This window comes from Inquilinus ginsengisoli (assembly GCF_031453975.1).
In the GTDB taxonomy this organism is placed as follows: Bacteria; Pseudomonadota; Alphaproteobacteria; order DSM-16000; family Inquilinaceae; genus Inquilinus; species Inquilinus ginsengisoli_A.
Genome location: NZ_JAVDPW010000009.1, coordinates 68,013 through 91,196, shown reverse-complemented (window position 1 = coordinate 91,196; position 23,184 = coordinate 68,013). Strand labels below are relative to the sequence as shown.

Genomic DNA, 23,184 nt, shown 5'->3' with positions numbered 1-23,184 from the left:
CTGCTGAAGGAATGAGGAAGAGATGAGCAAAGTCATCGGTATCGACCTCGGCACCACGAATTCCTGCGTTGCCATCATGGACGGGGCGCAGGGCCGTGTGATCGAGAACGCGGAAGGCGCGCGCACCACGCCGTCGATCGTCGCCTTCACCGAATCGGGTGAGCGGCTGGTCGGTCAGGCGGCCAAGCGCCAGGCCGTGACCAACCCCGAGAACACCATCTTCGCGGTCAAGCGCCTGATCGGTCGCCGCTACGACGACCCGATGACCCAGAAGGACAAGGACCTGGTGCCGTACCAGATCGTGTCCGGCGACAATGGCGACGCCTGGGTCCAGTCGCGCGGCGAGAAGTTCGCCCCCAGCCAGATCAGCGCCTTCATCCTGCAGAAGATGAAGGAGACGGCCGAGAACTTCCTGGGCGAGAAGGTCACCCAGGCGGTCATCACCGTCCCGGCCTACTTCAACGACAGCCAGCGCCAGGCCACCAAGGATGCCGGCCGGATCGCCGGGCTGGAGGTGCTGCGCATCATCAACGAGCCGACGGCGGCCGCCCTGGCCTACGGCCTGGACAAGAAGGCCAGCGGCACGATCGCGGTCTACGACCTCGGCGGCGGCACCTTCGACGTCTCGGTGCTCGAGATCGGCGACGGCGTGTTCGAGGTGAAGTCGACCAATGGCGACACCTTCCTCGGCGGCGAGGATTTCGACGCCAAGATCATCGACTATCTGGCCGACGAGTTCAAAAAGGAGCAGGGCATCGACCTGCGCAAGGATCGCCTTGCGCTGCAGCGCCTGAAGGAAGCGGCCGAGAAGGCCAAGATCGAGCTGTCCTCTTCGGTGCAGACCGAGGTCAACCTGCCCTTCATCACCGCCGACGCCACCGGGCCGAAGCACCTGAACATCAAGCTGACCCGGGCGAAGCTCGAGGCGCTGGTCGACGACCTGATCCAGCGCACGGTCGAGCCATGCCGCGCCGCGCTGCGCGACGCCGGGCTGAAGGCCAGCGAGATCGACGAGGTGATCCTGGTCGGCGGCATGACCCGCATGCCCAAGGTCATCGAGACGGTGAAGCAGATCTTCGGCAAGGAGCCGAACCGCGGTGTCAACCCGGATGAGGTCGTGGCCATCGGCGCGGCGATCCAGGGCGGCGTGCTGAAGGGCGAGGTCAAGGATGTCCTGCTGCTCGACGTCACCCCGCTGTCCCTCGGCATCGAGACGCTGGGCGGCGTGTTCACCCGGCTGATCGAGCGCAACACCACGATCCCGACCAAGAAGAGCCAGACCTTCTCGACCGCCGAGGACAACCAGACCGCGGTGACCATCCGCGTGTTCCAGGGCGAGCGCGAGATGGCGGCCGACAACAAGCTGCTGGGCCAGTTCGACCTGGTCGGGCTGCCGCCGGCCCCGCGCGGCATGCCGCAGGTCGAGGTCACCTTCGACATCGACGCCAACGGCCTGGTCAATGTCAGCGCCAAGGACAAGGCGACCGGCAAGGAGCAGGCGATCCGCATCCAGGCCTCGGGCGGCCTGTCGGACGGCGACATCGACAAGATGGTGCGTGACGCCGAGGCCAATGCCGTGGCCGACAAGGCGCGGCGCGAGGTGGTCGAGGCCAAGAACCACGCCGATGCGCTGGTCCACACCACCGAGAAGCAGCTGGTCGAGCACGGCGACAAGGTCGATGCGGCCGAGAAGGCCGCGGTCGAGAGCGCGATCGCCGAGCTGAAGACGGCGCTGACCGGCGAGGACGCGGCCCAGATCAAGGCCAAGACCGACGCGCTGGCCCAGGCCGCGATGAAGATCGGCGAGGCCATGTACAAGGCCAGCCAGGAGACCGGCGCCGCCCCCGAGGGCGAGCAGGCTTCGGCGAAGCCGGAAGAGGGCGTGGTCGACGCCGATTTCGAGGAAGTCGACGACGACAAGAAGAAGAAGTCGGCGTGACCGCGACTCGGTGATCGCGACACACGATTGAGGGCAGACACCGCCCCCGCGAGGTCCCCGACGGGGCCGCGCGGGGGCGGTTTTCATCCGGGCCGGGGCCGTGCGGCTCTCCCGGTGCGGCACGAGGATGCGGATGGCGAAGCAGGACTTTTACGAGCTCTTGGGGGTTGCGCGCGGCGCCGGCGCGGACGAGATCAAGAAGGCCTACCGCAAGCTGGCGATGCAGTTCCACCCGGACCGCAACCCCGGGAACAAGGACGCCGAGCACAAGTTCAAGGAAATCAGCGAGGCCTATGACGTCCTGAAGGACGATCAGAAGCGCGCCGCCTATGACCGCTTCGGCCATGCCGCCTTCGAGGGCGGCGGCGGTCCGCGCGGCGGCGGCGGGCCCGATTTCGGCTCCGGCGGCTTCGCCGACATCTTCGAGGAGATGTTCGGCGACTTCATGGGCGGGCGGCGCGGCGGTGGCGGCCAGCGCGCCCAGGCCGGCCGCGGCGCCGATGTCCGCTTCAACCTCGAGATCTCGCTGGAAGACGCGTTCCAGGGCAAGCAGGCCACGGTCAAGGTGCCGTCCTCGATCGCCTGCGAGGTCTGCGACGGGTCGGGCGCCGAACCCGGCAGCCAGCCGGTGACCTGCCCGACCTGCGGCGGCGCCGGCCGGGTCCGCGCCTCACAGGGCTTCTTCACGGTCGAACGCACCTGCCCCGGCTGCGGCGGCCAGGGCCGAGTGATCAAGAACCCCTGCCGCGCCTGCAGCGGCTCGGGCCGCACCCGCAAGGACAAGACGCTGAAGGTCGACATCCCGCCGGGCGTCGACGACGGCACCCGGATCCGCCTGTCGAACGAGGGCGAGAGCGGCGCGCGCGGCGCCCCGCCCGGCGACCTCTACATCTTCCTGTCGATCCGGCCGCACGCGCTGTTCCAGCGCGACGGCGCCGACCTGTTCTGCAAGGCGCCGATCCCGATGGCGACGGCGGCGCTGGGCGGGCCGATCGAGATCCCGGCGATCGACGGCGGCCGCGCCAAGATCACGGTGCCGGCCGGCACCCAGTCCGGCGCCCGCTTCCGGCTGCGCGGCAAGGGCATGTCGGTGCTGCGCTCGCCCGGCCGCGGCGACATGTATGTCGAGCTGCAGGTCGAGACCCCGGTCAACATCAGCAAGCGCCAGCGCGAACTGCTCGAGGAGTTCGAGCGCGAGGGCGGCGGCGGCAGCAGCCCGGAAAGCCAGGGCTTCTTCGCCAAGGTGAAGGAATTCTTCAAGGAATGAGGATCGCGACCCGATGACCGCCGGCGACACCCCGCGCCCGATCGAGGGCGCCCTGAAGCTCGGCATCACCGGGGCGGCCGGCCGCATGGGCCGGATGCTGATCCAGACCGTGCTGGATGTCACCGACGGTTCGGTGGTGCTGCACGGCGCCATCGCCAATGAGGGCAGCGCCGCGGTCGGCCAGGATGCCGGCCTGCTGGCCGGACGGGCGGCCTGCGGCGTCACGGTCGGCGACGATCCGGTGCAGCTGTTCGCCACCGCCGACGCGGTGGTCGACTTCACTCGGCCCGAGGCCTCGGTGCGCTTCTCCGCGCTGGCGGCGCAGGGCAAGGCGGTGCATGTGGTCGGCACCACCGGCTTCTCGGCCGAGGATCTGGCGGCGCTGGGTCGTGCCGCGCGGCACACACCGGTGGTGCAGTCCTACAATATGGGCCTGGGCATCAACGTGCTGGCCGCGCTGGTGCGCCAGGCGGCACGGGCGCTGGATGCCGGCTGGGACATCGAGGTGGTGGAGATGCACCACCGCCACAAGATCGACGCCCCCTCCGGCACCGCGATCCTGCTGGGCCGCGCCGCCGCCGAAGGCCGCGGCGTCGACTTCGATGCCGCGCGCGCCGTCGACCGCGACGGCAGGCGCCCCGACGGCGCCATCGGCTTCGCCACGCTGCGCGGCGGCGACGTGGTCGGCGAGCACACGGTGATCCTGGCCGGCGCCGGCGAGCGCATCGAGCTGGCGCACCGGGCGACCGACCGCGGCATCTTCGCCCGCGGCGCGCTCAAGGCCGCGCTGTGGGGCCGCGGCCGCGCCCCCGGCCTCTACTCCATGACCGACGTGCTGGGCCTGGGCTGACGCCCGGATTTCGCGGCCCGCGGCCGACCCGAATCCCTAAGCCGCGGCGCTGGTCCGCGCCGCTTCCCAGGCCAGCAGCGCCTGTTTCTTGTCGGCGCCCCAGCGGTAGTTGTGGATGACGCCGCTGGAGCGGATGACGCGGTGGCAGGGGATCAGCACCGAGACCGGGTTGGACCCGACCGCGCCGCCGACGGCCCGGCTGGCGGACGGGCGGCCGATCGCGGCGGCGACGTCGCCATAGCTTGCGACCCGGCCGGAGGGGATCGACAGCAGCGCCTCCCACACCTTGACCTGGAAGTTGGTGCCGCGCAGCAGCACCGGCAGCGGCAGGCTGCCTGTCGCGGGGCCCGCGACCGGCGCGAACATCCGCGCCGCAACCTCCGCCGTCGCCGCCTGGTCGCGCACCAGTTCGGCCCCCGGCCATTCGCCGGCGAATTCGGCGATCGCCGCGGCCTCGCCGCCGACCACGAAGCTGAACCAGCACACGCCGCGGTCGGTGGTGCCGATCAGGCTGGGGCCGAACGGGCTGGCATGGAGGCCCCAGCGGATGGTCAGCCCGGCGCCGCGCCCCTTCCAGTCGCCCGGCGTCATCGCCTCGCAGGTGACGAACAGGTCGTGCAGCCGCGACGGGCCGGACAGGCCGGTGTCGAGCGCCGCGTCGAGCAGGCTGGTCGGCGCGCTGAGCAGCCGCTTGGCGTGGTCGAGCCGCAGATACTGGACGAAACGCTTCGGGCTGATGCCGACCCAGCGCGAGAACACCCGCTGGAAGTGGTGCGGGTGCAGCCCGACCTCGGCGGCCAGCGCGGTCAGGTCCGGCGGATCCTCGCGTCGCTCCACCAGGATGGCGATGGCCCGGGAGATCGCCTCGTGGAAGGGCTCGTCCTCCTCGGCCGGGCTGGATGCGGGATGCGTGCTCATGGCTGTCAATGTCGTGCCGGCGGCCGCCGCCAACAACCCGGTTCTTGCGATCGCGGCCGGAGGCTCAGCCCTCCTCCGCCGCCAGCCAGTTGAGGTGCCAGCGGCTGTCCGGCGGCACCGTCCGGTCCAGGCCGTAGCCGTCGCGCTGCATGGTCAGGAAATTCGGCAGCGCCGGCGCCACCACAGTGTCCCACAGCCGCTCGACATCGCGGAAGCCGAGCAGCCGGGCCGTCGGCCGCACCGCGTCATGCGCCGCCAGTAGTTCACGCGCCTTCGCCGCCAGCCATTCGGCTTGGCGCGCCACCATCGCCTCGCCGTCGCGGCGCCGGGCCCGGGCCGCGTCCGGCCCCATGGCGAAATGCGGTCCCGGCGCATCCGCCGGCGGCAGGCGCGAGCTGTCGACGCAATCCGGCTCGATCGCCCAGAGCTGCGAGGTCTCGATCCGCCCGGCATGGTCGCCGCCGGCGCGGCCGTCGCCGTCGAAGCCCGCCGGATCGGCCTCGAAATCCGGCAGGGAGTGCAGCCGGGCCCCGACGAAAGGCTGCACCAGCCCGACCATGGTGGCGAGGTCGCGGTAGTTCTGGCCGTAATGCCCGGTCAGCAGGATCACCGCCTTGAAGCCGATGCGGTCGGCGGCGCGCAGCTGGTAGCAGATCGATTTGAAATGGTGCCAGGGCGGCACCGCCGTCATCCAGTCGCGCGCCACCTCGCCCACCGTATCGCGGGCCCAGATCGCGTAGTCGCCGACCTCATGGATGTGCCAATGGTCCGGCGGGGCGACGATGCCGCCGCCGAGTCGCGCCGCGGCACAGGCGATGCCGTGCGCCTTCAGGGTGTCGAGCCCGACCGCGTTGTGCGGGCCGTGCGGTTCGCACAGCCCGTAGGTCAGGTACAGCACCGGCGATTCGGCGAAGCGGCGTTCCAGCTGATCCGGAAACATCCGCTCCCAGCGCACCTCGTCCATCAACCTCTCCTTCGGCGTCAGTCTTCGTCCGGCCCGGCCCCGCCGCGCAGCCGGTCCAGCGCCGCCGACAGGTCGCGCGCCAGCCCGGCGCGGTCGGCCGGCGCCAGGAAGCCGCCGATGCCGATGCGCTGGCCGTGGCTGGCCAGGGTGATGCGGTTCTGCCCGACCTCGCTGCGGTCGACCGCGACGCGCAGCCAATAGGGCTGCAGCTCGATCCGGTGCGACACGCCGCGATGGTCGCCATGCTCGATCACCAGCCGCTCCGCGGTCAGGCGGATGGTCTCCCAGCTGCGCTCGGCCCGGCGCAGGTTCAGCCGCATCAGGAAATACAGCAGCAGCGCGTCGAGGCCGTAGAAGCCGAACACCGGCCAGGCGCCGAGCGCCAGGAACAGCAGGCCGTTGAACAGGCTGGTGGCGCCGACCACGCCGATGACGATCCAAAACCCGACCCGGCCGAGGCTGCGCTTGGGACGCAGCAGGCGTTCGAACAGGATCGGACCGGGATCCGCGACGGCGCCGGTGGCGCCGATCCGGGTGAGGCTGCTGCTGCGCATGCCGAAAGCATAGTGCTGGCCCGCCGCATGGCAATGGTCGAAGCGCCCTCGCATCGCTAGGCTGCGCCGCATGAAGCCCGCCGCCATCGACGATTTCTACGCCCGCCTCGCCGCCCGCACGCCGGAGCCGGAGACCGAGCTGATCTATCACAGCCCCTTCACCCTGCTGGTCGCGGTGGTGCTGTCCGCCCAGGCGACCGATGTCGGGGTGAACAAGGCCACCGGCCCGCTCTACGCCGTCGCCGACACGCCGGAAAAGATCGCGGCGCTGGGGGTCGAGGGGCTGTCGCGCTACATCCGCACCATCGGCCTTTACAACACGAAGGCCAAGAACGTCATCGCGCTGTCGCAGATCCTGCTGCGGCAGCATGGCGGCGAGGTGCCGCGCGACCGCGCCGCGCTGGAGGCGCTGCCGGGCGTCGGCCGCAAGACCGCCAATGTGGTGCTCAACGTCGCCTTCGGCGAGCCGACCATCGCCGTCGACACCCATATCTTCCGGGTCTCGAACCGCACCGGCCTGGCCCCCGGCAAGACGCCGGACGCGGTCGAGAAGGTGCTGGAGCGGGTGACGCCGGACCGCTGGAAGCGGCACGCGCATCACTGGCTGATCCTGCACGGCCGCTACACCTGCAAGGCGCGCAAGCCGCTGTGCCCCGGCTGCGTGGTCACCGACCTGTGCGCCTGGCCGGACAAGACGGTCACGCTTCCCGCCTAGCCCGCATTTCTCACACTCCCTACACCCTGCGTCGTCTTGCGGTGAGTCGGATGCGGGGCGGGCCGCCGCAAGACGACCCTTCGGGCCGGTTGAAAATGCCGACAGGGTGCGTCGAACGGCTGGCCCGATGCCACCGCATCGCGCTGCGCCGCTCTCCTGCCCCGTCGGCATTTTGAACCGGCACAGGACGCAGGGAGTGTGAGAAATACGGGCTGGATCCCGAACGGAAGCTCCCCCCACCCGGGAAGGGATGGGGGAATCCCATTCCGGGGTGGGGGGAGCCATGCCGAGTCGCCGAACCTCAGGCCCATCGCGGTGGGGGGAGCACCGCGAGGGGCGTCAGACGAACACGAAGTCCGCGGCCGTGAGGTGGGCGGCCTCGACATGTTCCAGGGTGACGTGGTTGCCGCCGCCGAGATCCAGCACGGCGCCATCCGCGCTGTCGCTGAGATGCGCCAGCGGGTCGAAACCGTGACCGAAGCCGACCAGGCTGATCCGGTCCTGGTTCACGTTGAAGTCGGTGATGGTGTCGTTGCCGGCCTGAAGATTGTGGAAGGTGAAGGTGTCCGCGCCGCCATTGCCGGTGAGGATGTCGTTGCCGGCGCCGCCCTCGATGTGGTCGGCCCCGTCGCCGCCGATGACCCGGTCGTTGCCGGCGTCGCCGAACAGCTGGTCCCCGGCGGTGGCGTTCGCCGCGGTGGTGGTGAAGGCCTGGACCAGGTCGTCGCCGTCGCCGCCATGGCTGATGTCGGACGCGGTGTCGCTGCCGATAATCTGGTCGTTGCCGGCACCGCCGAAGACGGTGTCGCCGGTGGCGTCGTTCCACTGGATGACGTCGTCACCGCCGTCGCCGAACACGGTGTCGTGGCCGGCCATGCCGCCGATGTGGTCGGCACCGTCGCCGCCATGGACGATGTCGTCGCCCGCGCCGGTGTTGATGGTGTCGTCCCCGGCCCCGCCGTTCAGGTGGTCGGCACCGTCGCCGCCGCTGATATTGTCATTGCCGTTGCCGCCGTCGATCCGGTCCGCGCCGCTGCCGCCGATGATCGTGTCGTTGCCGTCGCCGCCATCGATCCGGTCGGCACCGGTGGCCGCCGCGGCGGTGGTGGTGAAGCCCTGGAGGACATCGTCGCCCGCGCCGCCGAAGATCACGTCGGCCGCGACGTCGCTGCCGGTGATGGTGTCGTTGCCGTCGCCGCCGAAGACGGTGTCCCCGGTCGGGTCGTTCCAGGCGATGACGTCGTCGCCGGCATCGCCGAAGACGGTGTCGTGGCCGGCCATGCCGCCGATGTGGTCGGCACCGCTGCCGCCATGGACGATGTCGTCGCCCGCGCCGGCGTTGATGGTGTCGTCGCCGGCCCCGCCGGAGAGGTGGTCGACACCGCCATTGCCGGTGATGGTGTCGTCGCCGTTGCCGCCCTGGATGACGTCGTTGCCGTCGCCACCGATCAGGGTGTCATTGCCGTTGCCGCCGAACAGGTGGTCGCCCGCGGTGGCGTTCGCGGCGGTGGTGGTGAAGGCCTGGATGACGTCGTCGCCATCGCCGCCATGGCTGATGTCGGCCGCGGTGTCGCTGCCGATGATGTGGTCGTTGCCGGCACCGCCGAAGACGGTGTCGCCGGTCGGATCGTTCCAGGCGATCACATCGTCGCCGGCGTCGCCGAAGACGATGTCGTGGCCAGCCATGCCACCAATGGTGTCGTTGCCGGTGCCGCCATGGACGATGTCGTCGCCGGCGCCGGTGTTGATATTGTCGTCGCCGGCCCCACCGAACAGGTGGTCATTGCCGGCATTGCCCGCGATGGTGTCGTTGCCGTCCTCCCCCAGCACCAGGTCTGCTGAATCGGAGCCCGTCAGAACATCGTCGCCGTTGGTTCCATGCAGAAGGCTCATCGCCTTGCTCCCGCAGATGTTGTTGAGGTTCTGAACCTCGGGGAGCCGGGTTACCCGATGATGTCACGCGAGATCTATCGGGTGACATATGAAATCTTTGGCAATTCAGAGATTGCCCAACAAATTCTTAAGGATCCCGATTTGGCATCTTATGCAGCAGACCGCATCACCTGTCCGCGATCGCTCAGCACCTCTCCTGCGGCGTCAGCGCAGCAGCGCCTCGGGCTCGATGGCGCCCAGGGCGGCGACGAAATCCGTCATGTCGGCCGTCAGCCGGGCGAGGCCCTTGGTCGGGGCCAGCGTCGCCTCTTCCATATACAGCGCCCGGTTCAGCTCGATCTGCAGCGCATGGACGCCCGCGCGCGGCCGGCCGTAATGCCGGGTGGTGAAACCGCCGGCATAGGGGGTGTTGCGGGTGACGGCGTAGCCGCAGCCGGTCAGCCACTGCTCGGCCGCCTCGGTCACCGCGGGGGCGCAGGCGCTGCCGTAGCAGTCGCCCAGCACGATGTCGACCGAGCGGCCGCCGGGCGTGCGCGAGGCGCCCTGCGACGGCATCGAATGCGCATCGAGCAGGATGGTGCGGCCGAATTCGGTCCGGGTCTCGTCGACCAGCCGGCGCAGCGCGGCGTGATAGGGGGTGTAGTAGCGCTCGACCCGCTCCACCGCCTCGGCGAAGCGCAGCTTGCCGCGGTAGATGTCCTTCCCCTGGGCGACGATGCGGGCGATGGTGCCGAGCCCGGCGACGACGCGCGGCGAGCGGGTGTTGACCCAGCCCGGCAGCGCATCGTCGAACATCTCGGGGTCGAGCTCGAAGGCCTCGCGGTTGACGTCGAGGAAGGCGCGCGGGAACAGCGCGCGCAGCAGCGGCACGCCACGCGCCGGCACCTCGCCGAAGATCTCGTCGACGAAGCCGTCCTCGGACCGGCGCAGCGTGTGCGGGTCGAGCCGCGCGGCGTCGAGGAACGCCCTCGGGTAGTCGCGGCCGCTGTGCGGCGAGGCGACGACGACGGGAAGGCGGGGGCCCGACGGCAGGGCGATCGCCACCGCGTCGGACGCCGGCGACTGCGAGGCGAGTTGACCATCCATGCCACCGTCATATCCCAGCGCCCGAGGGCTGTCGACGGTGCCAGTTGAGCTATATGGTTTGACGCTTGCACCCTCCAGGGGATGATGCTACATCGGCGCTCCCGCGGACGACCGGCTTCGGTCGTCCTTCCCGGTGCCGGGCGCGTAGCTCAGCGGGAGAGCACTACGTTGACATCGTAGGGGTCACAGGTTCAATCCCTGTCGCGCCCACCACCGGACCTCCAGGAAATCAAAGGCTTAGAGAGCCATCCCCTCCCGGGGGACCCGCAGAGTCATGCAGAACAGCGCAGGAACGTGCCAGGAGATTGGCACAACTTTGACACACGGATGTTCCCGGTAGGTTCGTTCAGCGCGAGAAAACGTGCTCGATGCGCAGAGACCTTGACAACGCAAACTCTAGTTGCATATGCGACCCCGAAATGCAGAATGTAGTGATTCGACGCAGGTGCGCGGTCGCCAGGCGGAAGAGGGGATGCCTATGGCGGTTACATTGGCCCATGCTGCGGGACATTCAGTGAAGCGAAGCAAATATACGCCTCCTTCAACCGTCCAGGACGTGTCGCTCAATTCCCTGATTCGTGGAACAAATCGCCTCAATGCGAAGGTGCGCCAGCTCAAGCTTGGCGGCGATCTGCAGAGAGGCGATTACGGCGACCAAATCCTCCACTGCGCCGGAGATCTCAGTTTGGCGGCCGCGCCGTCAGTAGCGATCATCGGTACTCGCGAGGTATCCTTTGAGGGCGCTGCACGAGCGCGACGGATTGCAAAGGAATTGGTTCCTTACGGCATCGTCGTCGTCTCAGGCTTGGCCCGCGGCGTTGATACAGAGGCAATGACCTCGGCCATCCGGCACGACGGCAGAACGATCGGTGTGATTGGCACTCCGATCACGCAAGCGTATCCTGCCGAGAATTCGGAACTTCAGGAGACAGTTTATTTAGATCATCTCTTGATCTCGCAGTTCGGGGTCGGGGCTTCCGTATTCAAAGCCAATTTCCCCACTCGGAACAGGTTAATGGCAGTGATGTCGGACGCCACTATCGTTATAGAAGCTTCAGATACTTCTGGAACTCTTCATCAGGCTGCAGAATGTATGCGCATTGGTCGACCACTATTCATTGCCAAGGCTGTGGCAGAGAATAGGTCCTTGAGCTGGCCGGGCAAGTTTGTCGGCAAGCCAAATTGCTATGTGCTTGAACGAACCGATGACGTTTTGGCGGTATTGCGGGCGAGCAACATTTTAGATGCCGATTAAGATACATGCGTTTTGCGCGTCGCGTACCTGGACGGACGGTGTCAAGTGGCGCGACGAGGATTATTCAGCAAACTTCTTTAAGAAGACCGTAAAGGGAGAGAGGGTAACTCGTGAGTACAAATTCCCGGTTTCTGGAATAAAAATCGGAATCGGCCCCGGAAACTCTGATGTGGTTCTGGGCGAATTCGCTCGATGGGCCGTTGGTCGCTTACGGCGCATTCACGATCGCCCGATCACGCTTGTGCCGATCCCCAATTCTAGTGCTGTAGTCGGCAACAGCACCCCATTCCGAACGGCGATCTTGGCGGAAAGGGTGGCGCAGGCTTCAAATGGGGACGTCCAAATGCTTCCATGCCTTAGATGGGCAAAGGCGATGGACCCCTCCCATAAGGGAGGGTCACGCGACCCCTACGCTTTGAAGGCACAGATGAGGCTGACCGGGGACCCTAAGGGCCAAATTGTCCTGTTTGATGATGTGGTGACTACGGGCTCGCATTTCATTGCCGGCTACAATTTGCTGCGAGAAAATGGGTACTCAGTTCGAGGAGCAATCGCCGCCGTGCGAAGCCTGCTCCCCGAAGACGAACAGCCTGTCGTGTTCAACATCGAACCGTTCGAGATCAGGTTGCCGGAGGATTGGTTTGGTGGAATCTCCCTCCAGGATTTTCTTTCATCAGGCAACTGAGATCTGCATTAGCTTTGCGCTCGATATTGATCCTCATTGCTCTGCTCCTCCCTTCCCCCGCCCTCGCCGCGGTCCAGGTCGTCGACGGCGACACGATCCGCCTCGACGGCGAGCGGATCCGGCTTTGGGGCTTCGATGCGCCCGAGCGCGGCCAGACCTGCATGATCGACGGTCGCGAGCGCGCGATCGGCGCCGAGGCGACCGAGGGGCTGACCGCCATACTCGCCGGCGGCGAACTGAGCTGCCGGACGCGAGACCGGGACCGATACGGACGGACCGTCGCTGAGTGCTGGGCCGGCCGGCAGAGCATCGGCGACGCCATGGTGCGCAGCGGCTGGGCTTGGGCATTGCCGCGGTACAGTCGGAACGCCTATCTGCCGGCGCAGGAGGAGGCCGAGCGCGCCAAGCGCGGCGTCTGGGCCGGGGATGCGAACTGCGAGGCGCCGGCACGGTTCAGGCAAGAGGGCCGGCACTAGGACACCGCCCTCTCATGGCGGTCTCTCGATGTATGAAAAGATCTAGCGGCGAGCACTCCCTAAGGAACCGCTGCACCGAGCTTGTTCCCGGATTTTCAATCCAGCTGAATCAATGGCTTGGCCGGATCGGAGGCGTTACCGCCGTGATCAGAAAGGGAACGAACCGGCACAAAATCCTGGCTCGCGTTTTGGATTTGTTCCGTCCTGGCGAACGCGGCTTAGGCTGCGCGATACAGCAGCCCCCTAACGTCCAATGCGATCTTGACCGCGTCGCGGCGCGCGGCGGTCCCCAACCACAGCTTCTCAAGCCGACTGCGCTCGATCGGTCCGACCAAGTCGGATGGCCGGCTGAGCAACCGGGTTCCAAAAGAGGGACGTCCGTCGGCATGGAGGACCATCCACGGCTCCCATCCGAGGCCAATCATTCGATCGATGAACGCATCGGCGTCGATTTCGGCGGGGTCGCAGGGGGCTTTCGTGAGAGGCTGGGCCTTCGCTGCGACGCTCATACCTCGGCCTCTCTGCGGCCAAGAGTACGGCCGCGGCCAAACGCCATGTTGAAAAGCGTACCCAAACTGGGCACATTGGCAAGCGTCATCAATGGCTCCAGAAAAGCCGTTGTTGGAAGGTCCCGGCTGCTACCGGGTCCGTCGATTTGGCGGCGGGGCTGCGCCTCAGAAACACACCCCGCCGCTGCTCCTCATATCAACGCATCATATGCGATAGCCAATGGCGGTGGCGAGGGGCAGGCGCGGTCCCGGGCGCAATCCAGATGAAATTCCCAAAACGCCCGGTCTTCGTCCGGTCCGCTGTTCGTCCCAGTGGACGGCTCCTACCTCCTGATGATTATGGCCACCTTGAGTGCTGTTCAGGAAGCGCCGGGAAGGGTCAAACCATTGGCGTTTTGGATCATATTCTGACCGCTCGATGGCCTACGTGAGAATCGTCCGAGCCGGCTCCTAAACCCCGACGCTTCCTCTTGGAACGGATTATAGGACCGGAGCGCGCGGATAATACTACTGCATTAAATATAATTTGGGCCCTGAGCAGCGCCTATCGAGGTCTTGGCGCATCCTGCCCGCGGCCAATGCGAGCGCGTCTCCTACCAGGGTGCGCCCGGCTCGCCGCCAACTTGCTTCCGATCCGTCTCTGACGCGGAGCTGGCGCCGGATTTAGGCCGATCAATCAACGACGCTGATGGGGCGAAAGACTGCCAGCAACGCGGTCGATGGATCAGCCATCACGCCGTGGCGTACATGTCCGCCCTCGTTTAGGCTGATTTCGGGCAGGAGGCAGCCGATGCGCGTCGTTAGCGAAACGCCGGAAGAAGAGATCGAACGCCGGCGCGCGGAGAAGGTCCGCGTTCGGGCCGAGCAACAAGTGCGCCTCGCTCTACAGCACCTTGCCGCGAACGCCATGCGGATCACCCGTGGGGCGGGAGATGCTGAGGAGTTGGAACTCGCTGCCCGAGAGTATGTAAAGACGCTCGACGCATATCGGAAGGTCGCAAAGATCGGGCCTAGCGTCGACAAGGTCAGGCGCATGCTCGATGTGGGGATGGATTACGATGCGCTGGAGCGCATGCAGTATCCCGACCGGACCAAGACCGAGGGCGAAGAGATGATAGTCCGCGGCTCGCTGCAGGTTGCGGCCTCGCGGCTGATCGGACAGCGACTGCAAGAATTGGCGGGCCGCGACGAGATCCAGCGAGGCCTGGGGTTGCTCAAGGAGGCTCGCGAGGCTCGGGAAGAGGAGCGCCGATTGGAGCGCATGGAAGAAAAAGCCGCTCACAAAGCCGGCAGACCGTCCCGGGTGGTACGGAACGTGAGCCCGCCGAAGGGCTACTTCAGGTCGACGCGACAGAAGAAGGCACACTGACGGCCTCCCAGGTCGATCTCAGGCGATCGGCCGGCGTCATCGTCCGGCAATGTGGTTCGCGGGCGCCGGCGGAAGCCAGGAAGCGAATGGAGCGACTTCGACTCGATGGCGATGAAGATCGGCGGAGGCCTGGCGCCCCCCGGAATTGGATTAGACTTCGGGTAAGCGATCTGAGATTATCCCCTATTCTCGGGGGAATATTATGCCGTCGTCGTCAGACGACTCGTGGGAACTGCTGCTGCTGATCCCGCTGATTTATGGGATATGGTCAATATTCGGCAGCCCGAACACCACGATAGCAAACTGGATCTGGCCCAACGATCCAGCCCCATGGGAATACGTTGACGCATTCTACTATCCTTATAGAGAAAATCTGACCATAGATCAGAGGCAGATGGACGTCGGATCGGTGGACAACTGCAGAATTTGGGCTCGGATTAGATCTTTGGAGCACAAGGATCAGAATTGGATCCGGGGAGATTATGAATGCGGTATAGGTCGACAGGATAAGTGGGGCGATCTATGGATATATCGCCTTACGGTTCGCTAGCAGGTTTTTATGAGGCGACGGCCCCGGGGCTCCATGCCCCGAACGACTGACTAGACGTTCCCGCCTCGGAATGTTCGAATGCCGCTGGTCGCCAGAGTTCCCCCACCGCGGCGGCCCGAGGCCCGGCCTGTGTCGGATCGCGCCGCACCGGCTGGGCCTTTGGAGAGAGCCGCGAAGGACGCTGTGTTTCAGATGGTGAAGGGGTAGCCGGCGTGGCCGGCTACTGATCGTGCCATGATCACCGCGCGAACGAGGCATCTCGACGTCGATCACAGAGACTCGTGGCGGGATCTCACGACGCGCGATCCGTTGCAGTCTCCTTCGGAACCAATTCCTTGAACGCCTCATTCAAACATGGCGCCTTGTTGGATGGGGGGATCATGGCCAGCGGGTATGACAAGGCAGACTGGACGGTTGTGTTGCAACCACTGGGCCGCGGCGGATCGGTCCTCTGCGGAACAGTTCATGGAGTCTTCGGCGGTCGCACTTCAGACGATTCGCTGCATATCAATTACGTCGGATCGAACTGGTCCGAAGGCGCCGATTTCGAACGGATGCGCCAAGCCGCCGAAGCGGCCGCCAGGGATGCGCTGGAGAACGCTTGTCAGGGCGACCGCGGAGGGTGACCAAGCCAACGGCTTTGACCCCGCCGACTGGGCGGTGAAATGGGACGGCTCCGAGGGGACCGTCGCCTGCCCGCCGTATAGCGCCCGGTTCAAGGTCTCTCGAACTGGCGTGATCCAGCTCATCTGGAAGATCGGTCCGGAACCAGGGCCAGATCACACCTCAATCGAGCGGGCTGCCAAGGCCGCGGCGGAGGCAGCCGTCGAGGGGTAGGGCCGCACGGCGGCGCACCCTGCAGGAAGTCACTTCCTACCCCCTTCGGATCATCACCCGCTCCACTTTTGGCGACATGATCCACCAACCGGTTGATCATAGCTGATGTACCGTTCTATCATTTCGCTCGAATGTTGCGTAGCGCCGACCCAAAACAGCGTCAGTCGACGCGTTCGTATATCCGGACGGGTCGATCGTTTCCGACGCTGCGGCATGTTCGACGTGAATTCCGTCTTGCCCTTTTCCCGCCCCATAGAGTTAATATATTCCTTAACAGAACCGGCTAGAATGGCGCCCCGAAAAACCGACCTCATTGCGGCACTAAAGCCGCTGCGCGTTGGCACCGTGATGTCCATCCTGGTCACCACCGAGGTCGAGGCTGCCATCGACGGTCTCGACACAAAGCGCAAGGGCCGTCTGAAAGGTATCATGGGCAAGTTGGCCGACTATGGACCGCAACACCTGCCGAACAAGCAGTTCGCGAACGAGGGCAGGTGGCCAACTGGCGAAACCAACGGCCGAAAGATCATGATCGAGGCTCTCAAGGTGCGGCAGTTTAGGGTCTATGGGCATCAGATGACTATTGACAAAAATCGGTATTTCATCGGCGTTTGCGTCGACCCCAGCAAGAAGAATAACGCCGCAGACCAGGCGTTGCTTGCGAAGGCGGCCCATTCTATGCGCCAGATTTGTGAAGCCGTGTGATTTTGGGGAGGAATAGTGCGATGGGCAAGATGACGTCGACCGATAGAGCTGAGATCATCGAAGCCGAGGAGGCGTTCGTCGTCGATGTGCAGTTCTGCATCCAGACCCTCATGAACGTGAAGGGCTGGACCCAGGCGGATCTCGCGCGCGCGCTCGACGTGTCGCCGGCCCGCGTCTCGCAGATGTTCGCTGACGATGCGCACGATCTGCGCCTGCGCACCGTGGCGCGCATCTTCGCGGCGATGGGCGAGACCTGCCGCCTTTCCAACCCCACCGTCGAGGATCGGCTGGCGAGCGATCGCGAAGCCTATGAGGCTGAATTCGGCGACACTGCGCCCCAACGCCGGCAGACCAAGGGCGGGTTCGAACTCTGGATTGAGATCGCGCGCCTGTCCGACGGCAGGTCCAGCTGGCGGGAAGGTCCCGGCAACGACAACGGTGCGGACGAGTGCCTCACGGACGCCGCCTGAGGATGGCCCGCACGCCCAAGCCCAGCGAGCCGGAAGCCACGGTGCCGGAAACCACGGCGAATGTCGAAGCGCCGGTGGAGCCCGTATACACCCGCGACGACTATAACGCCGTCGCGGGCTCTGCGGAGCTTGCACAGATCATCCTTGTCTCCAGCGCCTTCGACGTGAAGCCTGATTATTGGCGCTGCATGAAGGAACGCCCGGACAGCCTTAAACACGGCTATGACTGGGACCTCGTCAATTATAGCTATAGCCCCGAGCAAGGCGCGGCGATGTCGAACATCGATTTCAAGATCGATGTTCGCTGCAAGAGAAAGATTGTCCTGAGCGTTGACTGTTCCTATCTTGTCATCTACTCCGGCATCAAGGAGATGAACAAGGCGGCCGTCGAAGCCTTCATGCGCAGGATCGGCCGGTTTGCCGCCTATCCCTACTTCCGTGCCCATGTGAGCCAGCTGAGTTGGGAGTCGAACACCGGCCTGCCTGTTCTGCCGACCATCAGATCCTGACGGCCGCGCCGGTGGAGCCCGGCTGACGCCGCGGCCACTCACCAATTCACATCCCGCGCAGCCTGGCCCAGTCCTCCAGCGTCCGCACCGCCTCCGCCTCATGCTCCTCCCGGATGCGCCTGTGCCTGCGCCGCCTCGACCAGCCGCAGCACAGCACCGCAGCCCCGACCGCGCACAGCAGGAGCAGGGCCACGGCGAGTGCGATGCGGATCACGGCGTCGGCTTCACTTCGGCGGTCGACGCCAGCTTCTCCCTCGGCAGATAGCCGCCGATGAAGGCGCCCAGCGCGGTCCCGATGACAGCGGCGACGGAGACAGGCATCTCGGCGCCGGTACCGGCCAGGCCGGCCACGCCGTTCCACAGCCAGAGGATCACCTGATCCAGGCCCGACACGGTCGCGGTGCCGGCGACGATCGCCCCGGCCACGGCGCCGATGACCTTGCGTGAAAGGTCGGTCCAGTTACGGGTCACGGTCTCCATGAGAGCCCTCCTTGGGCAGCAAAAAGCCCGCTCGAGGCGGGCGGGTTGAACGGATCGGTGGGGGAGCGGTCAGGTGTCCAGCTTCGGGTTCCGCCGGACCTCGCCGAGATATAAAGCGTTCTGCATGTAGGTCTTCTTGCTGGCGCCCTGCTTATAGAACTCCCAGGCGGCGCCGGTCCGGTCGAGCCAGTAGAAGTGCAGCCGGCCGGCCGGGTTCCTGCATTGGCGGAAGCGCCTGCCGCAGATCGCGGCGACGACAGCCGCCAGCAGGCAGTTGCCCGGGAGCCTCATGCGTCCGGCTTCACCCCGGCCAGCACCAACCCCTTACCGAGCACGGCCGGCGCATACCGGAACCCGGAGTTCTCATGCGCGATGATGGCGGCGACGAGCGCTGCCGCGGTTGCGTAGTGCCGCACGTCGACCGTGTCGTCGGGCCCGACACCCACGCCCTTCGCGACCGCGGCGACATATGCGCTGGTGACGTTCTCCGACGGCGGCGCCCAGCGGTCGATGATGCTGCGGACGGTCTTCAGCCCGTGCTTGGACTGATAGGTCTGGAGCAGTTTGGCCAGCGCCCGGATGCCGTACTCCGGCGAGCGGAAGACGGCGAACCGGCTCTCGGCCTTCTGTTCCGGCGTCATCTCGGCCGGCGACGCCAGGCCAAGCCACTTTGTCGGCGGCTTGCCTCGATCGATGTTCCCCGGGTTGTTGTTGCGGATGCCTCGGGCGGCGGTCATGACGGCCTCCTGAAATGGAAAGCCCCGCTTGAGGCGGGGCTGGTTCACTCGGTGGCGCCGAGGCGCCTAATATGCCGGACGGCCCTGGACCTCCGCCCGTCGCATGTCTCGATCGCTTGGCGCGCCGCTTCCCTGTCGCGCTGCCGGCCCTCGACCTGCTCCGCCGTGGTGGTCGGCAGCACGATCGGCTCGAACTCGACGGCGCACTGCAGGGCGATGCCGCGCGGTGCCCGCGGCATGTCCACCGGCGCCATAGTGGGCGGCGCGGTCGCGGCGTCTCCGCAGGCGGCGAGAGCGAGCAGCAGCAGGAGCGCCCTCATCGCGGCCGCGCTGGCTTGACTAGGCTGTTGACGGTGGTCTCCATCGTGTCGACGCGGCCGGTCAGCTTGTCGACATCGCTGCGCAGCGTCCCCACCTGCTCGCCGGTGGCGAACCCGGACTGCGTGCGCTTCATCTCCTCCTGCGCCTTCTTCACGTCGTCGACCGACACCTTGAGCGCCGTCTGGTCGTCGCCGATCTTGCGGACCTGGCCCGGCAGGCTGCCCAGCGTCTCGACCTTCTCGCCGATCCAGTTCACCCCCCACCCAATGGCGGCCGTCATGACCACCATGAGGATGCGGTAGCTCCAATCGGCCTTCTTTCCGGTGTCTGACATTCAGGCCCCTCCGCACATGAAAAAGCCCGCGCCGGGATTGCCGGGCGGGCTGGTGGTGATAGACTGTCGCTATTGGCAGAAAATATTGATGGAGCGATTTCTCATGGGCGGGATCTACGTCAAGTGCCCTGTGACAGGCCTCGACTTCCACACAGGTATCAACACCAACAAGAAAACGATGGAAGGCGACAACAGTTACAGAAACATGGAGTCGCAATGCCTGCATTGCGGTCAGGACCACAAGTGGTCTTCAAAGGATGCGTTTATCAAGGAGATCCCGGGCCCCGCCTCCCGCCACGACGGTAATGACACCGTGAACTAAGCGCCGCAGTGGGTATTGGCTATTTCGACTTGGCGTCGCCGATCTGCGATCATCCGGCCATTTCATGGGAGGATTTAATGACCATCGTGAAGCGCCAAACCGTGGCCGAGCGCCGTGCTGCGATGACACCAGAGGCCCGTCAGATCGAAGCATTGGAGGCCATGGCTGACGATTTGCGCCAAATACGCTTGGGCATCGAGGTTCTGGTGAAGCAGGCAATCAAGGAGCCGCAGAAGCGATAGGCAGTTCAGCGCCCGCGGGCTGCGCGGATGGCGCTCAGCGCCTGGTCGATGACGCTGAGCTTCGCGTTGGTCACGTACTCGGTATAGACGGTGAAGCCCTCCAGCGAGAGGTCGCCACGGGTGTAGCTGACGCTCGCGCTGCCCGCCGTGTGCTTCATGTTCGTCTGCACCACGGAGGAGGCGTTCGTCACCATGCCGGTCTTGTTGACGTCGGTCTTGCTGATCGTCGAGACGATGGTGCCACCGCGCATGAAGATGGCGTCGGCAGTCACATTGCCGTCGAACCGCAGGCAGCACGTCACCATGGAGGTGTAAACGAGCCCAGGAGCTGACGGGCCGCCTGTGACGCCGCCCTGTGTGGCGTTCACGCTCTGGCGGATGGTCGCGGTAACCGGCGTCGTGCTGGTGGGGTAGCTCGTGCCGACCGTCTGGTAGACGATCATGCCGCGGGTCGTGGTCTGCTCGCAGCCGATGAACATGCTGGTCCACGGCGCGGCGCCGGCAGGGTTGGTCGGCTGGTTGACCCTACCCTGCCAGATGGCCGACCACGGCGCCGTCCAGTCCACGGTGGGGCCGGGAATATTGGCGGTCGCCTTGATGTTGATGCCGCCATTGGTCAGCAGCGACACGGCATCGAGAGAATCGCCGCCGAACGCCGTGGCGGTCGTGCCGCCGGCCGGAGCCCAGTTCTTGATGTTCGAGGTCGAGTCCGTCCCGTCGAAGAGGTACAGGCCTGCCAGGTTGGACAGCGGGAATCCACGGACGCCGTCAATGGGGAGATCGGTGCGGGTCGCGGCGATGGACGAGATGATTTTCATTACAAGATCTCCACATCGAGGTCGGTTGAGAGCCAGTTCCACATCGGATACCGCTGCCCGGCCCGCGTGCCGTAGGCGCTGTCGCTGAAGGTCAGCGGGCAATACTCGTTGTCGCTGTCCCGGATGTTGCCGTAGGGGTCGCCGCGCATCGGGCAGATGATGTCGCCGGGCAGGAAGGCGGCCCCGACGCCGAGTTCGTTGACCTGCCCGATCAGTTTCGTCTGCCCCGCGACCTCCTGGACGTCGCGAATGATCAGGGCGCGGTTCATGACCCGCGGCGCGGTCGTGTTGTTGGCGTAGAAGCACCCCTCGTTCACCAACGGCTGGAGGGTCGACTTGATCAGCCCCGCGAACACCAGCTCCTTGGTCGCATACCCGAAGATGGCCCCGAGGCCGTCCTGGTAGGCCAGGAGCGGCAGGGCGATCGGGTCCGTTGTCGCCAGCCTGGCGTAGTGGAGATGCGGGCTGGCAGGCAGAGCCCCCGCGAGCGTCAGCTTGAGCTGAGCCGGCCCGGCGACCTCAACCTTGGTGACCGCGACGTTAAGCGTCGCCGTTTCCCCAACGCCCGACCAGATGGAGAACCCCATGGCGGCGGTCTGCGCGGGTAGCCAGGTCGTATCGATCACGACGGGAGGCCGCGGGACCTGCAGGTCGACGAGGATCTGGTTGGAGCCGATATAGCGCGCCCCGGTGATCCGGTGCGGGATGATCCGCTCGCCGTGGAGATATTGACGCGCAATCCATTTGCCATGGCGGCACCCGATCAGCCGCGTGCCATCCGCCGCGCGGTGGATCTCGTTGCCGTGAACGACCGGCGACCCGTAATGGCTGTTGAGCGCCGTCGGGGTGTCGTAGTGAGGCCCCACGACCTGGACCAGGCCCGGCTCGGCGTCGCCGGCCATGATCTGGGCATGGCTGGTGACCGGGCCCTCGGTCAGATACGACACCAACGGGATCCGGCCAGCCTGGCCAGTGATCGCCTTGATGTCGGTCTCCATGTCGGTGCGGAACTGCAGCAGCTGATCGCGGTACTGTGGCCAGAACGTCGCCCAAGGGAGGATCGGCCCACCACGGACCATCTGGGGGTTGCCGTTGGCCTCGCCCTGTCCGAAGTCGACCAGGAGAACCGCGTAGGACTTGCCCAGAAGCTGCGCGGCAGTGAAGGCCCGGCGGACGTCATCGATCGCCGTGGCATAGTAGGCGCCGAGGCCGTCCGGAACTGTCGGCGTCTTCCGGATCTCATCCAGGAGCCGGCCGCCCTGATCGGCGAAGCTGCAGAGGATCTGTTGCCCGGCGCTGCGCGAGCCGGTCTTGTAGTGACCAACGATCATGTCTTTGAGCTGCGCGACCAACCCGCTGGCGATCGTCTCGCCAACCCCGCTGCTGTCGCTCTCGGCCAGCGGCACCAAGTTGAACTTGGCATCCGGGCGCAGCGTGGGGTCGAGCGGGGAATCAATGCCCCAGGTCCGGACGCCGTAGCCCCCGAACATCAGGCCGCCATAGCCAAGCGCCGGCGTCGACACGGCCGGGATGGACTCTGCACCCTGCCAAAGGCTCTGGCCGCGCAGGATGATATGGACGATGTCGGCGCCAAGCGCAGGCGGAGCCGCCGCGGTCGTGCCGCCCGAGCCGGGGATGAAGTCCGAATGGCCGTCGGCCGAGATGCGCAGCGCCACGTTGCCATTCAGATCGTTGACCTGAAAGATGACATTCGGGTCGGTCGACGCGCCGATCTGCTCGCCGCCCTGCGTGTGCAGTTTGGAGAAGAACCACCAGTCGAGATTGCTGTCCAAGCCGCCAGCGACCAGGCCGCCCACGTCCTTGAAGATCGTCCCGAACGTGCCCTGCGGCAGTGTCGTGGTGTCGGTCGGCTTGATGTTGGTGGTGAACGGCACCAGGGTTGCCGTGTTGGCGTCGATGCCGGCCTGCATGGGAGACAGCCGGTCGACGCTCTGAGCCCACGATCCCGTGCCGCTCGCGCCGACCTTCCGCCAGATCGTGGGGTTGTTGAATGCCGGCGTCGGATCGTTCGTCAGGATGGCGCCCGTATCTGGATCGTGAGCCAGGTCCGCGTCCAGCGCCGCTTTGGTGGCGCGGTAAATCGTGTCCGTCCCGGGCGGCGTCGCCTCGATCGCCGTGACGCGGTTGCTCAGCGTGCCGACTGCGGCGTTCGTCGAACTGATGCTGGACGCGTTGATGGCGATGGACGACTCAGCGGCGTTGATGTCCGCTTCGTTTGTCGTGATGCGGCCGGACAGCGTCGTTGCGGTGCCCTGCAGCGTCTCGATTTCAGCCTTGGCCGCCGCGAAGTTGTCGCGAACGCTCTGCGTGGTCGCCGCGCCGGTAGCCGGCTTGGTCGGATCAATGGAAGAGGACATG

28 protein-coding genes and 1 tRNA gene are annotated in these 23,184 nt (G+C 66.0%); 15 read left to right on the top strand and 14 right to left on the bottom strand.

What is annotated here, in order from left to right:
- The first annotated feature begins 22 nt into the window (after positions 1–22).
- From dnaK to dapB, 3 genes are all read left to right on the top strand, one after another.
- Positions 23–1,939: a molecular chaperone DnaK gene (dnaK, locus tag E9232_RS24445; protein ID WP_309798446.1), complete on the top strand. Its 1,917-nt coding sequence runs from the start codon at positions 23–25 to the stop codon at positions 1,937–1,939.
- Between the two features lie 133 nt (positions 1,940–2,072).
- Positions 2,073–3,206 carry a molecular chaperone DnaJ gene (dnaJ, locus tag E9232_RS24440; protein WP_309798444.1) on the top strand — a complete coding sequence of 378 codons (1,134 nt, stop codon included), beginning with the start codon at positions 2,073–2,075 and terminating at the stop codon, positions 3,204–3,206.
- A gap of 52 nt (positions 3,207–3,258) precedes the next feature.
- Positions 3,259–4,056 carry a 4-hydroxy-tetrahydrodipicolinate reductase gene (gene dapB, locus E9232_RS24435; RefSeq protein WP_309799080.1) on the top strand — a complete coding sequence of 266 codons (798 nt, stop codon included), beginning with the start codon at positions 3,259–3,261 and terminating at the stop codon, positions 4,054–4,056.
- A 36-nt stretch (positions 4,057–4,092) separates the two neighbouring features.
- Here the strand turns inward: dapB and E9232_RS24430 are convergent, their stop codons facing one another.
- From E9232_RS24430 to E9232_RS24420, 3 genes are all read right to left on the bottom strand, one after another.
- Positions 4,093–4,974, bottom strand: a complete 882-nt coding sequence (locus E9232_RS24430) for a methylated-DNA--[protein]-cysteine S-methyltransferase (RefSeq protein WP_309798440.1) — start codon at positions 4,972–4,974, stop codon at positions 4,093–4,095.
- A gap of 64 nt (positions 4,975–5,038) precedes the next feature.
- Entirely contained in the window at positions 5,039–5,938 is a 900-nt protein-coding gene (locus tag E9232_RS24425) for a creatininase family protein (protein ID WP_309798438.1), read from the bottom strand.
- Between the two features lie 17 nt (positions 5,939–5,955).
- Positions 5,956–6,546, bottom strand: a complete 591-nt coding sequence (locus tag E9232_RS24420) for a DUF2244 domain-containing protein (protein WP_309798436.1) — start codon at positions 6,544–6,546, stop codon at positions 5,956–5,958.
- A 16-nt stretch (positions 6,547–6,562) separates the two neighbouring features.
- Between E9232_RS24420 and nth the strand changes: the two genes are divergently transcribed.
- A complete protein-coding gene (gene nth / locus E9232_RS24415; RefSeq protein WP_309798434.1) occupies positions 6,563–7,207 on the top strand; it encodes an endonuclease III in 645 nt (214 codons plus the stop codon).
- Between the two features lie 339 nt (positions 7,208–7,546).
- Here nth and E9232_RS24410 read toward each other — a convergent pair whose 3' ends face one another.
- A complete protein-coding gene (locus E9232_RS24410) occupies positions 7,547–9,100 on the bottom strand; it encodes a calcium-binding protein (RefSeq protein ID WP_309798432.1) in 1,554 nt (517 codons plus the stop codon).
- A gap of 204 nt (positions 9,101–9,304) precedes the next feature.
- Positions 9,305–10,186, bottom strand: a complete 882-nt coding sequence (locus tag E9232_RS24405; protein WP_309798430.1) for an N-formylglutamate amidohydrolase — start codon at positions 10,184–10,186, stop codon at positions 9,305–9,307.
- Between the two features lie 138 nt (positions 10,187–10,324).
- Here E9232_RS24405 and E9232_RS24400 point away from each other — a divergent pair.
- From E9232_RS24400 to E9232_RS24385, 4 genes are all read left to right on the top strand, one after another.
- Positions 10,325–10,399 (top strand) — tRNA-Val (locus E9232_RS24400).
- 265 nt (positions 10,400–10,664) lie between these two features.
- Positions 10,665–11,441, top strand: coding sequence for a DNA-processing protein DprA (locus E9232_RS24395; protein WP_309798428.1), 777 nt, complete (start codon positions 10,665–10,667; stop codon positions 11,439–11,441).
- Positions 11,442–11,868: 427 nt separating this feature from the next.
- Positions 11,869–12,126 (top strand): hypothetical protein, encoded by a 258-nt coding sequence (locus tag E9232_RS24390; RefSeq protein WP_309798426.1) that lies wholly within the window; start codon positions 11,869–11,871, stop codon positions 12,124–12,126.
- Between the two features lie 26 nt (positions 12,127–12,152).
- Positions 12,153–12,602, top strand: coding sequence for a thermonuclease family protein (locus E9232_RS24385; RefSeq protein WP_309798424.1), 450 nt, complete (start codon positions 12,153–12,155; stop codon positions 12,600–12,602).
- Positions 12,603–12,820: 218 nt separating this feature from the next.
- Here E9232_RS24385 and E9232_RS24380 read toward each other — a convergent pair whose 3' ends face one another.
- Entirely contained in the window at positions 12,821–13,111 is a 291-nt protein-coding gene (locus E9232_RS24380) for a hypothetical protein (RefSeq protein WP_309798422.1), read from the bottom strand.
- A gap of 790 nt (positions 13,112–13,901) precedes the next feature.
- Here E9232_RS24380 and E9232_RS24375 point away from each other — a divergent pair.
- From E9232_RS24375 to E9232_RS24355, 5 genes are all read left to right on the top strand, one after another.
- Entirely contained in the window at positions 13,902–14,480 is a 579-nt protein-coding gene (locus E9232_RS24375) for a hypothetical protein (protein ID WP_309798420.1), read from the top strand.
- An 885-nt stretch (positions 14,481–15,365) separates the two neighbouring features.
- Positions 15,366–15,656 carry a hypothetical protein gene (locus E9232_RS24370; protein ID WP_309798418.1) on the top strand — a complete coding sequence of 97 codons (291 nt, stop codon included), beginning with the start codon at positions 15,366–15,368 and terminating at the stop codon, positions 15,654–15,656.
- Positions 15,657–16,155: 499 nt separating this feature from the next.
- Positions 16,156–16,572: a hypothetical protein gene (locus E9232_RS24365; RefSeq protein WP_309798416.1), complete on the top strand. Its 417-nt coding sequence runs from the start codon at positions 16,156–16,158 to the stop codon at positions 16,570–16,572.
- Between the two features lie 20 nt (positions 16,573–16,592).
- Complete coding sequence (locus E9232_RS24360; RefSeq protein WP_309798414.1) at positions 16,593–17,042, top strand: helix-turn-helix domain-containing protein; 450 nt, start codon at positions 16,593–16,595, stop codon at positions 17,040–17,042.
- 2 nt (positions 17,043–17,044) lie between these two features.
- Positions 17,045–17,551: a hypothetical protein gene (locus E9232_RS24355; RefSeq protein WP_309798413.1), complete on the top strand. Its 507-nt coding sequence runs from the start codon at positions 17,045–17,047 to the stop codon at positions 17,549–17,551.
- Positions 17,552–17,597: 46 nt separating this feature from the next.
- Here E9232_RS24355 and E9232_RS24350 read toward each other — a convergent pair whose 3' ends face one another.
- The 6 genes from E9232_RS24350 to E9232_RS24325 form a co-directional block, all read right to left on the bottom strand.
- A complete protein-coding gene (locus E9232_RS24350; protein ID WP_309798411.1) occupies positions 17,598–17,765 on the bottom strand; it encodes a hypothetical protein in 168 nt (55 codons plus the stop codon).
- Positions 17,762–18,031, bottom strand: coding sequence for a hypothetical protein (locus E9232_RS24345; protein ID WP_309798409.1), 270 nt, complete (start codon positions 18,029–18,031; stop codon positions 17,762–17,764). Before E9232_RS24345 ends, E9232_RS24350 begins: the two co-directional genes overlap by 4 nt.
- A 69-nt stretch (positions 18,032–18,100) precedes the next feature.
- A complete protein-coding gene (locus tag E9232_RS24340) occupies positions 18,101–18,322 on the bottom strand; it encodes a hypothetical protein (RefSeq protein WP_309798408.1) in 222 nt (73 codons plus the stop codon).
- Complete coding sequence (locus tag E9232_RS24335; protein WP_309798406.1) at positions 18,319–18,768, bottom strand: structural protein; 450 nt, start codon at positions 18,766–18,768, stop codon at positions 18,319–18,321. Before E9232_RS24335 ends, E9232_RS24340 begins: the two co-directional genes overlap by 4 nt.
- Before the next feature lie 44 nt (positions 18,769–18,812).
- Positions 18,813–19,088 carry a hypothetical protein gene (locus E9232_RS24330; protein ID WP_309798404.1) on the bottom strand — a complete coding sequence of 92 codons (276 nt, stop codon included), beginning with the start codon at positions 19,086–19,088 and terminating at the stop codon, positions 18,813–18,815.
- Entirely contained in the window at positions 19,085–19,423 is a 339-nt protein-coding gene (locus E9232_RS24325; protein ID WP_309798402.1) for a hypothetical protein, read from the bottom strand. The genes E9232_RS24330 and E9232_RS24325 overlap by 4 nt, the downstream gene beginning before the upstream one ends.
- Before the next feature lie 16 nt (positions 19,424–19,439).
- Here E9232_RS24325 and E9232_RS24320 point away from each other — a divergent pair, with 16 nt between their 5' ends.
- Positions 19,440–19,745, top strand: a complete 306-nt coding sequence (locus E9232_RS24320) for a hypothetical protein (protein ID WP_309798400.1) — start codon at positions 19,440–19,442, stop codon at positions 19,743–19,745.
- 77 nt (positions 19,746–19,822) lie between these two features.
- Entirely contained in the window at positions 19,823–19,987 is a 165-nt protein-coding gene (locus E9232_RS24315) for a hypothetical protein (protein ID WP_309798398.1), read from the top strand.
- A 5-nt stretch (positions 19,988–19,992) separates the two neighbouring features.
- On the opposite strand, the gene E9232_RS24310 is transcribed toward E9232_RS24315, so the two are convergent.
- Both E9232_RS24310 and E9232_RS24305 read right to left on the bottom strand, forming a co-directional pair.
- Positions 19,993–20,805 (bottom strand): hypothetical protein, encoded by an 813-nt coding sequence (locus tag E9232_RS24310; protein WP_309798396.1) that lies wholly within the window; start codon positions 20,803–20,805, stop codon positions 19,993–19,995.
- Complete coding sequence (locus tag E9232_RS24305) at positions 20,805–23,183, bottom strand: hypothetical protein (protein ID WP_309798395.1); 2,379 nt, start codon at positions 23,181–23,183, stop codon at positions 20,805–20,807. Before E9232_RS24305 ends, E9232_RS24310 begins: the two co-directional genes overlap by 1 nt.
- Position 23,184: the final 1 nt, after the last annotated feature.

Excerpts from the sequence above, each read along its gene's own strand:
- dnaK (WP_309798446.1), top strand. The coding sequence starts at position 23 with ATGAGCAAAGTCATCGGTATCGACCTCGGCACCACGAATTCCTGCGTT.
- dnaJ (WP_309798444.1), top strand. The coding sequence starts at position 2,073 with ATGGCGAAGCAGGACTTTTACGAGCTCTTGGGGGTTGCGCGCGGCGCC.
- E9232_RS24430 (WP_309798440.1), bottom strand. The coding sequence starts at position 4,974 with ATGAGCACGCATCCCGCATCCAGCCCGGCCGAGGAGGACGAGCCCTTC.
- E9232_RS24425 (WP_309798438.1), bottom strand. The coding sequence starts at position 5,938 with ATGGACGAGGTGCGCTGGGAGCGGATGTTTCCGGATCAGCTGGAACGC.
- E9232_RS24420 (WP_309798436.1), bottom strand. The coding sequence starts at position 6,546 with ATGCGAGGGCGCTTCGACCATTGCCATGCGGCGGGCCAGCACTATGCT.
- nth (WP_309798434.1), top strand. The coding sequence starts at position 6,563 with ATGAAGCCCGCCGCCATCGACGATTTCTACGCCCGCCTCGCCGCCCGC.
- E9232_RS24410 (WP_309798432.1), bottom strand. The coding sequence starts at position 9,100 with ATGAGCCTTCTGCATGGAACCAACGGCGACGATGTTCTGACGGGCTCC.
- E9232_RS24405 (WP_309798430.1), bottom strand. The coding sequence starts at position 10,186 with ATGGATGGTCAACTCGCCTCGCAGTCGCCGGCGTCCGACGCGGTGGCG.
- E9232_RS24395 (WP_309798428.1), top strand. The coding sequence starts at position 10,665 with ATGGCGGTTACATTGGCCCATGCTGCGGGACATTCAGTGAAGCGAAGC.
- E9232_RS24390 (WP_309798426.1), top strand. The coding sequence starts at position 11,869 with ATGAGGCTGACCGGGGACCCTAAGGGCCAAATTGTCCTGTTTGATGAT.
- E9232_RS24380 (WP_309798422.1), bottom strand. The coding sequence starts at position 13,111 with ATGAGCGTCGCAGCGAAGGCCCAGCCTCTCACGAAAGCCCCCTGCGAC.
- E9232_RS24375 (WP_309798420.1), top strand. The coding sequence starts at position 13,902 with ATGCGCGTCGTTAGCGAAACGCCGGAAGAAGAGATCGAACGCCGGCGC.
- E9232_RS24365 (WP_309798416.1), top strand. The coding sequence starts at position 16,156 with ATGGCGCCCCGAAAAACCGACCTCATTGCGGCACTAAAGCCGCTGCGC.
- E9232_RS24360 (WP_309798414.1), top strand. The coding sequence starts at position 16,593 with ATGGGCAAGATGACGTCGACCGATAGAGCTGAGATCATCGAAGCCGAG.
- E9232_RS24355 (WP_309798413.1), top strand. The coding sequence starts at position 17,045 with ATGGCCCGCACGCCCAAGCCCAGCGAGCCGGAAGCCACGGTGCCGGAA.
- E9232_RS24345 (WP_309798409.1), bottom strand. The coding sequence starts at position 18,031 with ATGGAGACCGTGACCCGTAACTGGACCGACCTTTCACGCAAGGTCATC.
- E9232_RS24340 (WP_309798408.1), bottom strand. The coding sequence starts at position 18,322 with ATGAGGCTCCCGGGCAACTGCCTGCTGGCGGCTGTCGTCGCCGCGATC.
- E9232_RS24335 (WP_309798406.1), bottom strand. The coding sequence starts at position 18,768 with ATGACCGCCGCCCGAGGCATCCGCAACAACAACCCGGGGAACATCGAT.
- E9232_RS24330 (WP_309798404.1), bottom strand. The coding sequence starts at position 19,088 with ATGAGGGCGCTCCTGCTGCTGCTCGCTCTCGCCGCCTGCGGAGACGCC.
- E9232_RS24325 (WP_309798402.1), bottom strand. The coding sequence starts at position 19,423 with ATGTCAGACACCGGAAAGAAGGCCGATTGGAGCTACCGCATCCTCATG.
- E9232_RS24320 (WP_309798400.1), top strand. The coding sequence starts at position 19,440 with ATGAAAAAGCCCGCGCCGGGATTGCCGGGCGGGCTGGTGGTGATAGAC.
- E9232_RS24315 (WP_309798398.1), top strand. The coding sequence starts at position 19,823 with ATGACCATCGTGAAGCGCCAAACCGTGGCCGAGCGCCGTGCTGCGATG.
- E9232_RS24310 (WP_309798396.1), bottom strand. The coding sequence starts at position 20,805 with ATGAAAATCATCTCGTCCATCGCCGCGACCCGCACCGATCTCCCCATT.
- E9232_RS24305 (WP_309798395.1), bottom strand. The coding sequence starts at position 23,183 with ATGTCCTCTTCCATTGATCCGACCAAGCCGGCTACCGGCGCGGCGACC.